Here is a 14,594-nt window from a genome sequence, read left to right as displayed (position 1 = left end):
CTCTGCCGATGTGAAGGAATACTATGAGCACCAATCCTCCGTTAAGATTCAGCCATAACCACCACCTGCTGGCGGTGAAGGGCTGTGAGTCCGCGCTCGACGTGCTGGCGTTTGAAGGCGATGAGGCCCTGAGCGCGCCGTTCAGTTACCGCATTGAGTTCACCAGCGGTGACCACGCCATCAGCAAGGAGATGATGCTGATGAAGCCCGGCTCGCTGACGCTGCAGGCCCCGGCTGACCGGGGCTACGGCCTCAGAGTGCAGCAGGCCGTGCGCACCCTGCAGGGGGTGGTGACCGGCTTTGAACGCCTCAGCACCTCGAAGGATGAAACCCATTATGCACTGACGCTCCGGCCGCGCCTCGCGCTGCTCGGCCGCTCGCACCAGAACGCCATTTATCAGGACATGCCGGTTCCGCAAATCGTGGAAAAAATCCTGCGCGAGCGCCACGGCATGCGCGGCCAGGATTTTCTGTTCTCGCTGTCAAAAGAGTACCCGCGCCGGGAGCAGGTGATGCAGTACGGCGAGGATGACCTGCACTTTATCACCCGCCTGCTGGGTGAGGTGGGCATCTGATACCGGCACGGAAAACGGTCTTTCCGCTGCAATGAAGTTCACGTTACGCTCAATAATAAAAATGGCCGGAGAGGTCCCCTCATGAAGGTAAGGCATTTATGGATGGGATTAGCTGTTGTCGTCCTTATTCTCTCTGCAGTTTTCTGGTTGCTCACCCGTTCATGGCCGGCAGCCCCTTTAACGGCAAAGGAAAAACAAATGACGGATAAACTGTTTGAACAGACCCGACCTCAGTGCATTGGCCGCTATCGGTTTGATGTGCCCGCTTCATTTAATAACGTTGCGATGGGGCAGGTGAAAATTAATGAAATGAGAATTGTCAGCAAGCGGCTGTATCCTCCGGCGTTTGCACAACGTATCCGGTTACGTGAACAGGAGTTAAACAACAGTCCAGCAGTTGATCCTAAAGACCTTCCTTATCTGAAACAGGTATACCGGATAAATAATAATACGGTCATCTTTGATCACAATATAAACGAGACTGTTCCTGGATTCGGACGAGTACTTGAAGGCCACTTATACAATAATGGAGTGGCATTTATAGTGACAACCCAGATACGGGACTTATCTGATCCTAAATATAAAAAAGACAAAGAAGATTATTTGAATAGTGGGACTTCTGAAAATGCACTGAACAATAAAACTCAGAAGCTGGCGGAGATGCAGAGTCTGTTATCCAGACTACAGGGGAGAAGGGATGAAGAAGTGCCAACGCTGCCTGGTATCTGTATTCCGGAAGGATTTATCAATGATACGGGAGTGATGTCGAACGATGTTATCAATATTATATATAACAGTGATGACTTTGGCCTTATTGTTAACAGTGATAATACGCTTCGGAAATCTGAATCGCTCTTGAAAAGATCTGATGAAATCAATGCTGCCATCATCAGACTTGGCGCACACACTCTGAAGAAAGGGACGGTAAAATTACCGGAAATCAATGCCGAAGAGTGGCTGATTAAAAGTAAACAGGATATCTATCATCCACAAGAGAAAACGGTTACTGCCTACAGATTCGCTTTTTATGGCAATGAGGATATTTCCGACTCAAAGCACCCGGTATTTTCCGTTGAGTTGAATAATTCTGGTCTGGAAACAAAAAAATATACGGATTCACAGCTGGTTGACATCTGGGACAGAATCACCAGAACGTTCAGGTATCGAACTGGATCAACTCCGGGAAACACCAGGCAGTAAGTGTATCTTAAATAAGACAGAGGTCTGAACATACCTCTGATGCTGGTTTTAATTTTTTGAGACAACCACCCGCTGCTAATCTGCAGGATCCCATAAATTGAAACTGAAATTACTGATGTCTGGCTGAAGTGACAAAAAAGCCGCGGGCTGGAATTTGTTGTGACACAGGGAGTGGATGCATGAGTAATAATCCTCCGTTAAGATTCAGCCATAACCACCACCTGCTGGCGGTGAAGGGCTGTGAGTCCGCGCTCGACGTGCTGGCTTTCGAAGGCGATGAGGTCCTGAGCACGCCGTTCAGTTACCGCATTGAGTTCACCAGCGGTGACCACGCCATCAGCAAGGAGATGATGCTGATGAAGCCCGGCTCGCTGACGCTGCAGGCCCCGGCTGACCGGGGCTACGGCATCAGAGTGCAGCAGGCCGTGCGCACCCTGCAGGGGGTGGTGACCGGCTTTGAACGCCTCAGCACCTCGAAGGATGAAACCCATTATGCACTGACGCTCCGGCCGCGCCTCGCGCTGCTCGGCCGCTCGCACCAGAACGCCATTTATCAGGACATGCCGGTTCCGCAAATCGTGGAAAAAATCCTGCGCGAGCGCCACGGCATGCGCGGCCAGGATTTTCTGTTCTCGCTGTCAAAAGAGTACCCGCGCCGGGAGCAGGTGATGCAGTACGGCGAGGATGACCTGCACTTTATCACCCGCCTGCTGGGTGAGGTGGGCATCTGGTTCCGCTTCACCACCGACACGCGCCTCAACATTGACGTGGTGGAGTTTTACGACAGCCAGCAGGGGTATGAAAAAGGTCTGACGCTGCCGTCGGTACCGCCATCGGGCCAGCATTCAAAAGGCGTGGATTCGGTCTGGGGAATGGAATGCCGTCACAGCGTGGTGCAGAAGCAGGTCAGCACCCGGGACTACAACTACCGTCAGGCCACGCAGGACATGGACGCCCGGGTGGATGTGACCCGCGGGGATGTCACCACGTACGGTGATGCCTATCACTGGGCGGATAACTACCTGACGCCGGGCAGCGCGCATGACCGCAATCCGGCCCCGGAGTCCGGGGCGTTTTATGCCCGCATCCGTCACGAACGCTGCCTGAATGGCCAGACCCGGGCGCAGGGTATCACCAGCTGCCCGACCCTCTCGCCGGGTATGCGGCTGAAAGTCACCGGCGGGTATGAAGTGGCCGACGTGTTTGCGCAGGGCGTGGTCATCACGGCGATGCATACGTATGCCCGCCGTGATAAGGACTTTGCGGTTGATTTTGACGGCATTCCGGACAGCACCGATTTTGGTTTCCGTCCTGAGCCCGGCTCACGCCCGGTGATGGCCGGCACCCTGCCGGCACGCGTCACCAGCACCACCGAGAACGACACCTACGGGCATATCGATAAGGACGGTCGTTACCGCGTCAGCATGCTGTTTGACCGGGAGACCCGGGAAGCCGGGTTCGAGAGCCTGTGGGTGCGCCAGTCCCGCCCGTACGCGGGGGACACCTGCGGCCTGCACCTGCCGCTGCTGGCGGGCACCGAGGTGGCGATTGGCTTTGAGGACGGAGATCCGGACCGGCCGTACATTGCCGGTGTGCTGCACGACTCGGCCCACGGCGACCACGTCACCATCCGCAACTACAAGCGCAACGTGCTGCGCACCCCGGCGAACAACAAAATCCGCCTCGATGACGAGCGCGGGAAAGAGCATATCAAGGTCAGCACGGAGTACGGCGGCAAGAGCCAGCTGAACCTCGGGCATTTAGTGGATGCTGAGAAGCAGAAGCGCGGCGAGGGGTTTGAGCTCAGGACGGACAGCTGGGGCGCCATCCGGGCGCAGAAAGGGATATTTATCAGCGCTGACGGGCAGGCCGGGGCGCAGGGTCAGGTGCTGGAGATGCAGGCGGCGGTCAGCAACCTCGGCGATGCCCGGGAGCAGATGATGTCCTTTTCGGATGATGCGCAGAAGGCGAGCGCGAACCCGGCCGATCTCCAGGCGCAGATTAACCTGCTGGAACAGCAACTGACGGACCTGAAAAAATCGGTGCTGCTGATGAGCGCGCCGGACGGTATGGCGCTGACCAGCGGACAGCACCTGCAGGTATCTGCCGGGCAAAACCTGATAGCTACGGCCGGTAAAAATGCCGACGTCAGCGTGGTGAAAAATCTGTTCATCGGGGTAGGCAAAGCCCTGAGCGTGTTTGTCCGCAAGCTGGGGATCAGGCTCATCGCGAACCAGGGGCCGGTACAGGTACAGGCGCAGAACAGCCTGATGGAATTGCTGGCGCGAAAAGAAATCAGCATCGTCAGTACTGAGGATGAAATCAAAATTATTGCGAAGAAGAAGCTGACGCTAAACGGCGGTGGGAGCTATATCAGGATTGATGCAAGTGGGATCGAATCCGCTACAGCAGGTGAATATCGTACGAAAGCAGGACACTATGGGCGTAAAACGGGTGCATCAGAAAAGGTCACGCTGCCTGTCTTCCCTGTAATGGAACCTGGCGAACAAAGCTTACGTTTTGCTTTCCCTGGTGCCGATAGCGTCAGCCAAAGTATGGATTGGATGATAAATCAGCCATATAGCATTACTGACAGTAATGGGAAAATCCTGTCGACCGGCACGGTAGACAGTTCAGGTCGCTTCCCGAAAATAGTACTTTCTGAAAGCGATACATTGAATTTAATCATTGGGCGAGAAACCTGGAGTAAAGAGGAGCTTTCTGTTTCATCTACTGAAGACGACAGTATGGAATATTTTGATGATGAAGCTCCTGATGTCGATCTTTATTTAAGTGAAATGGATTCTGAAGAGCATAGAACATCAGCATTGACTGAATCAATGATTGCAACTTTATTAAATCTAACAGAGATTAGCTGATAATGTTAAACATGCTTATGAAACTTACATTGAGCGTAGCCATCATATTATATAACTGCGTTGTATATTCGGCATGTCTGAAAGAGGGGGATAAGATTGTACTCACAGGAGTAATCAAAGAAGAGTTATTTTACGGCCCCCCGAACTGGGGGGAAGATAGGGAGCATGACGAAAAACTACTCTACTGGATCCTGCATTTAAATAGTCCGCTAAAGTGCGTGGTTGATGCTAATACTGAGCAAAAAGGTTGGGGCAGCAAGGTCCAGCTCATTGTGAGCGGTGATAATTATAAAAATAAACGCAATTTACTCAATCACCATGTCACTGTAAATGGAAAAGTTATGCTTGCTGTCACAGGCTATCATATGACTTCAGTTTTACTAAACGACACAAGTTTTGAATCAACGAAAAAATAAAAAAGGATGATTTATGAGATTTGTAAAAGCGACATATCATTCTGAAACCAAGACGGTTGAGTACGAAGCTGGTGATGGGACTCGTTTGCTAAAAACTGCAGGAACATTGAACTGGAGATTTAACAATCCCGGCAATATTATGGCATTGCCTGATGCAAGTAAGCAAAAAGGCCGGATAGGGGCCGGAACCGTATATAATCCAAAAAAAAATACATTTGCGATTTTTTCCAGCATTGAAGCTGGGGAACGTGAAAAATGTGCATTATTGAAGCGAAAATATCGAAATAACACCATCTCTGAGATGATGTCGCAGTATGCGCCTGAAACTGCAGGCAACGATCCCGTAGCTTATTCCAACTTTATAAGTTCAGAAAGTGGCGTTGCAAAAGATAAAAAAATATCTGAACTGGATGATAATGAATTCGGAAAAGTCGTAGATGCAATCAGTAAAAAAGAAGGTGGCCTGAAGGCCGGTACTGAAAAATGGGTGTATGTGACAAACTTGACGGTTTCAGACGGATCCCGCCCGGTTGCTGATGTGCCATTTGAGGTGACCCTGGGAAGTACCAGCTATGAGTGGAAAACAGACGCTTTCGGCAAGCTCAAAACGATTATTCACATGAAACCCGGAATGGCTATCGTCGTCAAATATACTAATTCTGTTGGGAAAAAAGATATTGTTTATTCAGCAGTTGCTGGAGATGAAACAAAGAATATACTGCTCACGCGAAACTTTTCTCAATTCTCTGCAAAAACACTTCCCGAAACTCCCAAAGTGCCACGTGAGAAGAGTGCTCAGAAACCGATAGAGTATATAGTCATGTCAGGAGACTCTCTATCAAAAATTGCCAAGCGTTATAAGACAAGTACTGATGAAATTGCAAAAAACAATAATATAAAAGATGTGAGTAGGATTTTCCCCGGTCAGAAATTGACAATTTATGGTGTCAATACTAGCGGTCCTTCAACATATATAGTCGCGCCGGGTGATACTCTGGCGAAAATTGCAGCGCAGAGCGGCACAACTGTCGATAAACTTGCGAGTCATAATAATATTGCAGATCTAAACAAAATCTATCCCGGTCAGTCGATATTGATTTCAAGTAATGCAAACGATTCAAAAGGGAAGAACTCTGTCTCAGCCTCTGACAAACAGGCACCCAAACCTCAGGCCCCAGTTAGCAGAACTTCATCCAATGCCCGAACGGTCAATTTGAATAAAAAAAAGCTGGAATCAGTGGGATCTAAAAAATCGAATAAACCGTTGGCCTTGCTTCCCCATGAGCAGAGAGAGGCGCCATGGATGGCGATTGCAATCCGAGAGGCTACAAAATGGCACGGAACAGGAGAGAAAAAAATAACTGACAATTATCATAAGCTTACAGGTTCTGAAGCGTCTTTAGGTAGTACGGCATGGTGTGCTTCGTTTGCTAATTATTGCTTGAAAGAATCAGGATATGACTACTCTAAGAGTTATACAAAGTCTTCTCAATTCCCTGTTTATGATAAAACTAAGTTTATCGAGATAAAAAATCCTGTATATGGTGCATTGATGGTATTTCGTACTTATGTCGAATCTGGTAATGAATTTACAGGCAGCGGGCATGTAACATTTGTGTATGGAAAAACGAGTAACGGTGATATTGCTGGATTAGGTGGTAATCAAGGAGGTAAAACATATGGTGGAGGTACTATCAAGTTATCGATGTATAGTACCACAAAACCAACATCCAGATTCAGAATGACTGTTAGAAAAAAAACGAATACTCCTGTGTATCAAATATTTTATAAATACTATATACCAGTCGCTTACAAAGAATGTTATTCAAAAATTTCAGCGGAGTTACCTATAGTTGATGTTGACTATGTGAATAACAATTTATTCAAGTTTGATAGCAAAAGTAAATCTGTGAAAGATGAAGGGGGCGGTCGATGAAAAACTTTATAACTATAGTTTTGTTACTTTTGTTGTCATTGAGAGTGATGGCAGGAGACGCTGGAGGAATATCCTTACTTGTCAAGGCATTGCCTTCTGCAAGAGATTATAAATATGTACTTGATGGGTTTTTCAGAAATTATTATGGTGTGGATAATCCCCACACTCCTTCTTGCGATAAAAATGATTATACGCCTTATATTGATAATGCATATTTGAATACGCTTCCAGAAGGTATTAACGACAATATACTAATGAAATCTATAACAGATGTATCAACCAGAAATCAGATTGCTAAAATATTATCATCTTATTCTGACGATCAAGTTTCTGGATTCGATGGAGTTCTTTTTTATGCAGTAAAAAATAATAGATTGTTTATTTATACCTTCGACTCAAAAGCCCCTGAGCATATCTTTACGAATGAGTTGAATGTTTATGGGATTATTAGCTACAAGCTTTTAGGAGAGTCCATTTGCCAGTCGATAAGATCAAAGATACTCCCTTCCAGCCCTTAATAACATCAAGGTAGTAGGTTTTTTTAGATGCTTTTCATTAGTCATGCGTACGCTATTTTTTAAATTACTATTCATGGGGAAAGAATTTTTTTTATTTGTGGGCGGCAATGAGGAGAGGAGGGCAGGGAACTATACCAAAACTATTTGAGTGGAAATAAAATATACAAAAAATCGTGTTGGCAGAACTGTTCTGGATCAGAGATCTACATCTCTTATGTTAAAACTTTTACTGCAGATATTACTTCTCAATTGAGTGATAATGCAATGAATGGTAAAAGTTCAATCCCAGAGACTTTGAGGTGCAAACTTTCATCATTTTATGATGACAAGATAGCGCATTAGCTTGATGCAATAATAATTATAAAAAAGAGCAGTGCAATTTTAAAGTTGGGGCCATTTAAAGTTGAAGTAATGTTTGAGAAAGTGACTCCAGGTGATATTCAGTCATTACATTTAGAGTTGTGCAAAAGCCTGTTTTCGATTGATAATTATTTTACTCGATGATTTAAGAGATAGAATGTATAGAGAACATGGGGGCAGGTGCTGAACATATGAAGTTATTGTCGAGAAATTGCAGGTGTATGTATCCTATGAAAATAACATGTGAATTATTCAGGTGAGTAGCTTAATTTTAATAAATTTGACATTAACAAAATAACATTCCTTAAAATGATGATTTTTTATTGGTTGCGGCCTTCTGCAGCGTGATAGTTATAATAAGTTTTGAGCTACCCTTATTTTAATTATAAATCAATATATCTATTTTGTAATATGAGAGAATGAATGTCATATACACTTAAGCATATGCCAGAGTGCTACCCCAGACCTAAACCCCTGAAGTTTTCTCGTTGGGTTATTGTTCTGATTGTCATGCTTTTGGTCAGTGTTATATTAATGCGTATATTTGGGCGGTATGTTGAAAGTCTGCATTTTTGGATAATTGCTTTAGGTGTGCCAGTTGTTTTATGGAGCGTTCCGTTTGCTTATTATCTGCTTCTGTGGGCATTGCAGGATAGCAAAGCAAATGCTTTTAATAAAGAACGAGAGCAATGGATTCTTCAGGAGACTCGCAAGGCGCGGCGTGCACTACAGGTGCTGAATACAACATTTATTACCGGCCATTCATCAGTTTCTCAGAAGAATACGGCCATTGCTATGCAAAACAACGATAGCATTATTGTTTCACAGGTCGACCGGGATGGTAATGAAAGCTCCAGAATGAGCCAAATTTATTCCAGCCCGCAGGACTCGCTAAAATTTGTGATAACAAATATTTTTTCGCAGTTAATTGCTGACATTCCTTTTGCAAAAATCCCTGACAACGTGCCGCTGGTAGTATTTTTTGATGTAACAACATCGCTGCCTCTGGAGAGTATTCGCCAGTACTGGGATGAGGCCTGGCAAAAGAACAAAATTACTCTTCATGTTGAATATGGTGAAGGGAGTGGACTCAGTGTAATTGAACGCTGGTTGAATCAACGTATTGAAGATAAAGCGATGCTATTGATTGTGGGCCTCCAGTTTAAGCCTGCCGAATCTGACAATACAGCTGAGGCCGGTGTCGTCCTGCTTCTTGGCAACCGCCTGACTCAGGAGGCACTTGAGCCTCTCGCGCTGCTACACCGGCCAGATGCTGCGCCAGTCGGTGAACTCAGGGAGGGGATGAACATGGCTGCCTGGAACGTCCCGCTAAAAGAAAATATCGTGAAAAATTTATGGCTTGCCGGGCTGACGGCTCAGCAGCGCGCAGAAGTTATCGCGTGCCAGAATGCACACCCTGCTCAGTCTGTAGAGGGTGAAGCCGTTATTTCACTCGATACATCCATGGGTCATGCCGGCGCCGCGGCTCCCTGGCTGGCTATCGCTGCCGCCACCGAAATTGCCCGACAAACGCAGTTACCCCAGATGATTATCTGCGGTAATACCACACCGAATGTGCTGTGGAGCACGCTCATTACCCCGATTGCTTCCCGACAGGAGATGGATCCGTGAAGCTACCCTTAGCACCGAAGACTACGGAAGGCCGCTATCTTGCTGTCGCATTGATTTTCTTTTTGCTGTTAGCCGTTATAACGTTCATGGTCTGGAAGCATCCGGGCATGGCAGGGATTGAGGAGGGAAGTCAGCAGCAAATTTACTGGCTGATCGCCAGCGGATGTATTTCAGGTAGCGCCCTTATCGTATCCGTAGTGCTCCTGGCGGCCGTACGTAGCGCCGGTAAGCAGGAGTTTAATGCGCTTATCGACAACACCAACGGTGATGATGAGAGAAAAAAACGGGAAAATGATAAAGCGTCTGTTCACCCCGCGGTGGCCATGTGTAACAAGATTCGGGATCATCTTCGCTCCCGAACTGGCCTCCTCTGGCGTCGCAAAGTCCGTCTGCTGCTGGTCACCGGCGATGATATGGCAATCGAACAGCTGGTGCCTGGCCTGCAGAAAAACCAGTGGTTTGAAGGCAATCGTACCGCTCTGATTTACGGCGGCAGTCTGACTGCTGAACCTGATAAAGAAAAATACACCGCGCTGCGTAAACTACGCCGCGGGCGTCCACTGGACGGTATTGTTCGTGTCATGCCGCAGTCGCTTAATCTGACGCCACAAATCAGCGACAACGATTTACGCGGGCTGGAAAAAATTAGCGAACTGCTTGGTTATTCCGCGCCAGTCTGGCTGTGGCAACTGTGTGACAGCAAATGGCCGCAGGAGAAACGCACTGAACAGGCGGTAGGTGCCAGTTTCCCGCTGCGTGCTAAGCCTGACGACATTACCCGCCAGCTAGAGCTGATGCTGCCTGCATTGCGGGCGCAGGGGATGAGTCAGGTCGCTGAGAACAACGGCCACGACTTCCTGCTGCGTCTGGGGCAGCATCTCAAAGATGGCGGTATCGTTCGCTGGACTCAACAATTAGTGCCCTGGCTGTTTGACTCCCAGCAGCGTGTTCCGCTTCGAGGTCTGATATTCAGCCTGCCGGACAGTTACCCTGCTCAGACGTCTGAAGGAACAGCCGACCCTGAGAACTATATCTCCGAATCACAACGCCATGCTCTGACCTTGCCCGTAACCTGGCAGGGAATTGTAGATGACTGCACCCGTATACGTGGCCGCCGTGTCGGTATGGTCTGGGAACAGACTCTGGCCTGGACACTGATGACCATCATCGGTGTCTGGGGGGCTGGTACACTGCTGTCGTTCACGGTCAACCGCCTGCAGATTGTCTCTGTTGCCGGGCAGGCGCGTGCTCTGGTTGAACATCCTTCCGTTTCGGATTACCAGCTGACGGCTTTGCATACTCTTCGTAATGACGCCGGTCGCCTGCAGCACCGTATTCAGGAAGGTGCGCCATGGTATCAGCGCTTCGGTCTGGACCATAACCAGCAGTTGCTCGACTCGATGCTGCCTTGGTACGGTGTGGCAAACAACCGCCTGATACGCGACCCGGCGAATGCGGCCCTGACGCAAAAACTCAACGCTTTAGCAAACTCAGCCCCCAACAGTGATCAGCGTGCACTGATGGCAAAGCCGGGTTATGACCAGCTTAAAGCCTGGCTGATGATGGCCCGTCCGGATAAAGCCGACGGCGCGTTTTATGCACAGACCCTGAAAACTGTGCAGCCGACGCGAATGGGTGTTTCCACCGGCCTGTGGCAAAGTCTGTCGCCGGATTTATGGGCCTTCTACATCAACGAACTGCCTGAGCAGCCACAGTGGAAAATCACACCGGATGCGCAGCTGGTCAGCCAGAGTCGACAGGTGCTGTTGCAGCAGATTGGCCGACGCAACGCCGAAAGTACGCTCTATCAAAATATGCTCAAATCAGTGCGTCGTAACTTCGCCGATGTGTCCCTGGAGGATATGACCAGCGGTACCGATGCGCGTCGTCTGTTTACTACCGACGAAGTGGTGCCGGGCATGTTTACCCGCCAGGCCTGGGAAGGGGCCGTTCAGCAGGCCATTGAGAGGGCGGCAACGTCGCGGCGCGATGAAATTGACTGGGTACTGAGTGATAGCCGGAAGGCGGTCTCCTCAGACCTGTCACCGGAAGCCTTGAAAGCACGTTTGACGCAACGTTACTTCACCGACTTTGCCGGCAGCTGGCTGAGCTTCCTTAACAGCCTGCGTCTTAACCCGGCGAACAATATTGCGGACGTTACCGACCAATTGACGCTGATGAGCGATGTGCGCCAGTCGCCACTGATTGCCCTGATGAATACCCTCGCCTGGCAGGGACAGACAGGCCAGCAAAGCGAAGGTCTTTCGGACTCCATCATCAAATCGGCCAAAGAGCTGGTGGCTGGAAAAGACAAACCCGCAATTGACCAGTCAGCGACAGGTCCCCAGGGACCACTGGATGAAACTTTCGGTCCGTTGCTTCAGCTTCTGGGTAAAAACACGGGCAGCAACGTCATGTCGGCGGACAACTCCCTGAGCCTGCAGACGTATCTGACCCGTATCACCCGCGTGCGTTTGCGACTGCAACAGGTGGCCAGCGCTTCTGACCCACAGGCAATGATGCAGACTCTGGCGCAGACCGTGTTTCAGGGCAAAAGCGTGGACCTCACCGACACCCAGCAGTATGGCAGTCTGATTTCTGCAAGCCTCGGGGAAGAGTGGAGCGGTTTTGGCAGCACGATGTTTGTTCAGCCGCTGACCCAGGCCTGGGAGACTGTGCTTCAGCCGTCGGCGGCAAGTCTGAATGACAAATGGAGCCGGTCCGTGGTGGCGAACTGGCACACCGCCTTTGATGGACGTTTCCCGTTTGCGGCCAGCAAAAGTGATGCCTCCCTGCCAATGCTGGCTGAATTTGTGCGCAAGGACAGCGGACGTATTGAACGATTTCTGACGACAGAGCTCAGCGGGGTACTGCACAAAGAGGGCAGCCAGTGGGTACCGGATAAGGTCAACAGTCAGGGGCTGAGTTTTAATCCGGCTTTCCTGCGGGCGATTAATCAGCTAAGCCAGTTGTCAGACATTCTGTTCACCGATGGCAGTCAGGGCATCAGCTTTGAGCTGCAGGCGCGTCCTGTGCCGCAGGTGGTGGAGACGCAGCTCACCATAGACGGGCAAAAGCTGCACTACTTCAACCAAATGGCTGACTGGCAAAGCTTTCGCTGGCCGGGAGAGACTTACAAGCCGGGGACGATGCTGACCTGGACCGCGGTCAACGCTGGCGCGCGTCTTTACGGAGATTACAGCGGGACCTGGGGCTTTATTCGCTGGCTGGAACTGAGCAAGCGTCAACAGCTTGATCGCAGCCAGTGGATGATGAGCTTTACCGCCCCGGATGGTCGCACCCTGCAGTGGGTGCTGCGCTCCCAACTCGGAAAAGGCCCGCTGGCGCTGCTGGATCTGCGCGGTTTCACGCTGCCGGATCAAATTTTCAGTGTCGACAGCGCGGCAACCGCGCAGGCGCGGATGGTCAACACCGGAAACAGTGACATGGATGGAATCGAATAATGAGCACACTGCAGAGCCTGGTCGCGGCCTGTCACGCTGACGACTCGCAGCTGCGGCAACAGGCGCAGACACGCACGAAAAACTGGCAGCTCTGGCTTGCACCGATAAGTGACGCCATTCCGAGCGGAGAAGACCCCCGCTATGACGACGATTTTCAGCGTATCCGCGAAGAGGTCAATAAGCTCTCCGGCATTGATACCGGGCTGATATGCACGCTTGCCGAAAAGTTACTGACCACCGGGGCCAAAGATCTCCGGGTTGCGACATATTACTGCTGGGCCCGCCTGCATCAGGATGGCGAAGCTGGCTTTGCCAGCGGGCTCGAACTGCTGGCGGGACTACTGCAGCGCTACGGCATGCAGCTTCACCCGCAGCGGGACCGTAGTCGCAAGGCCGCACTGGAATGGCTTGGCGGTACCCGTGTGCTGGACAGTTTGTCACTGTACCCGGAGGTCGTACGCGACGATGCACAGCGTACCGCCGGGGCGTTGCTGCTGATTCACGACAGCCTGGAGACTGAGCCGGAGGCTTCGCGGCCGGAACTGAATGTCCTGTACAGTGCGCTGGAGTCCCGCCTGATGAAGGCCGGTGGTGTGGATTCCGTGGTGCCGCAGAACGCCGCTAATAAAGCTCAGACACAGACCTCCACATATACGACCGAGTCTGACGCGTCGGTCCTGAGCCGCATCACCTCCGGCCAGGATTTACTGGCTCAGGCCCGCACCCTGACGGAATATCTGCGTGAGCAGGCCGATGGCTGGCTTGCCGCACACCGGCTGATGAAAAGCCTGCGTCATGACACGCTGAGCACTATCCCGGCTCCGGATGCCCAGGGGAAAACCCGAATAGAACCGCCGCGGGCTGATCAGCGGGCCATGCTTAAGCGCCTTTACCTGCAGCAGAGCTGGCTGGAAATACTGGAGCAGACAGACAGCGCTTTTTCGCGTGGTGCCAATCATCTCTGGCTGGATTTGCAGTGGTATATCCATCAGGCGCTGATGAAGTCAGGGCAGCATGTCCTGGCTGACATCATCACCGCAGACCTGAAAGGGTTGCTGAGCCGCCTTACGGGGCTTGAAACCCTGGCATTTAACGATGGGACACCGTTTGCGGATGAAGTAACGCTGAACTGGATAAATCAGAGCGTGCTGAACGATATGTCCGGCTGGCGCGATGAGCCGCTCAGCGCCGCCAGTGTGGGAGACAACGATATTCTGGCACTTGAGCCTGAAGCGCTGGAGAAAGCGGACAGCGACGGTCTGGATGCCACTCTTCACTGGCTGCAGACCCGCCCTGGAGCGGATTCCGCGAAAGACAAATGGTTGCTGCGTCTGTTAATGGCCCGAGTGGCTGAGCAGAAGGGCAGGAATGAACTGGCCCTGCATCTGCTGGGTGAGCTCGACAGTACCGCACAGTCAATTACTCTCACGCAGTGGACACCGGCACTGCTGTTTGAAGTGAAATCGCGTCGTCTCAGATTGCTGCGCATGAAAGCCACACGCAGTGAAGCCGATAAATCACGCCTTCAGCCCGAGATGGAGCAGCTTCTGTCCGGTCTGATTGCGCTCGATCCGGCCAGTAGTGCAGTGCTTTGCGGATAAGCCGCACTGAATT

Annotated in this window: 8 protein-coding genes and 1 pseudogene; all 9 read left to right on the top strand. The window is 50.5% G+C overall.

Annotated elements, in window-relative coordinates; genetic code table 11:
• Positions 1-23 precede the first annotated feature (23 nt).
• Positions 24-572, top strand: a pseudogene (vgrG, locus tag AB1748_RS14695) (type VI secretion system tip protein VgrG); the annotation flags it as partial.
• Positions 573-656: 84 nt separating this feature from the next.
• Positions 657-1,775 (top strand): T6SS immunity protein Tli4 family protein, encoded by a 1,119-nt coding sequence (locus AB1748_RS14690; RefSeq protein WP_367395674.1) that lies wholly within the window; start codon positions 657-659, stop codon positions 1,773-1,775.
• Positions 1,776-1,954: 179 nt separating this feature from the next.
• Positions 1,955-4,654: a type VI secretion system Vgr family protein gene (locus tag AB1748_RS14685; RefSeq protein WP_367395673.1), complete on the top strand. Its 2,700-nt coding sequence runs from the start codon at positions 1,955-1,957 to the stop codon at positions 4,652-4,654.
• Positions 4,655-4,656: 2 nt separating this feature from the next.
• Positions 4,657-5,070: a DUF4431 domain-containing protein gene (locus AB1748_RS14680; protein ID WP_111142036.1), complete on the top strand. Its 414-nt coding sequence runs from the start codon at positions 4,657-4,659 to the stop codon at positions 5,068-5,070.
• A gap of 13 nt (positions 5,071-5,083) precedes the next feature.
• Positions 5,084-7,006 (top strand): TIGR02594 family protein, encoded by a 1,923-nt coding sequence (locus tag AB1748_RS14675; protein WP_367395672.1) that lies wholly within the window; start codon positions 5,084-5,086, stop codon positions 7,004-7,006.
• Positions 7,003-7,524: a hypothetical protein gene (locus AB1748_RS14670; protein ID WP_111142038.1), complete on the top strand. Its 522-nt coding sequence runs from the start codon at positions 7,003-7,005 to the stop codon at positions 7,522-7,524. The genes AB1748_RS14675 and AB1748_RS14670 overlap by 4 nt, the downstream gene beginning before the upstream one ends.
• Before the next feature lie 783 nt (positions 7,525-8,307).
• The gene (locus AB1748_RS14665) at positions 8,308-9,516 is read left to right on the top strand and encodes a hypothetical protein (protein ID WP_111142039.1); all 1,209 of its coding nucleotides are present in this window, start codon (positions 8,308-8,310) and stop codon (positions 9,514-9,516) included.
• Entirely contained in the window at positions 9,513-12,980 is a 3,468-nt protein-coding gene (locus tag AB1748_RS14660; protein ID WP_367395671.1) for an ImcF-related family protein, read from the top strand. Before AB1748_RS14665 ends, AB1748_RS14660 begins: the two co-directional genes overlap by 4 nt.
• On the top strand, positions 12,980-14,581 hold the full coding sequence (gene tssA, locus AB1748_RS14655) for a type VI secretion system protein TssA (protein ID WP_367395670.1): 1,602 nt from the start codon (positions 12,980-12,982) through the stop codon (positions 14,579-14,581). The genes AB1748_RS14660 and tssA overlap by 1 nt, the downstream gene beginning before the upstream one ends.
• Positions 14,582-14,594: the final 13 nt, after the last annotated feature.

The sequence above is a fragment of the Pantoea sp. Ep11b genome (genome assembly GCF_040783975.1).
Lineage (GTDB): Bacteria > Pseudomonadota > Gammaproteobacteria > Enterobacterales > Enterobacteriaceae > Pantoea.
Note: the sequence above shows the minus strand (reverse complement) of the source record. Positions and strands in the feature narration are given on the sequence as shown.

Coding starts and splice junctions, on each gene's coding strand:
- AB1748_RS14690 (WP_367395674.1), top strand. CDS start 657: ATGAAGGTAAGGCATTTATGGATGGGATTAGCTGTTGTCGTCCTTATT.
- AB1748_RS14685 (WP_367395673.1), top strand. CDS start 1,955: ATGAGTAATAATCCTCCGTTAAGATTCAGCCATAACCACCACCTGCTG.
- AB1748_RS14680 (WP_111142036.1), top strand. CDS start 4,657: ATGTTAAACATGCTTATGAAACTTACATTGAGCGTAGCCATCATATTA.
- AB1748_RS14675 (WP_367395672.1), top strand. CDS start 5,084: ATGAGATTTGTAAAAGCGACATATCATTCTGAAACCAAGACGGTTGAG.
- AB1748_RS14670 (WP_111142038.1), top strand. CDS start 7,003: ATGAAAAACTTTATAACTATAGTTTTGTTACTTTTGTTGTCATTGAGA.
- AB1748_RS14665 (WP_111142039.1), top strand. CDS start 8,308: ATGTCATATACACTTAAGCATATGCCAGAGTGCTACCCCAGACCTAAA.
- tssA (WP_367395670.1), top strand. CDS start 12,980: ATGAGCACACTGCAGAGCCTGGTCGCGGCCTGTCACGCTGACGACTCG.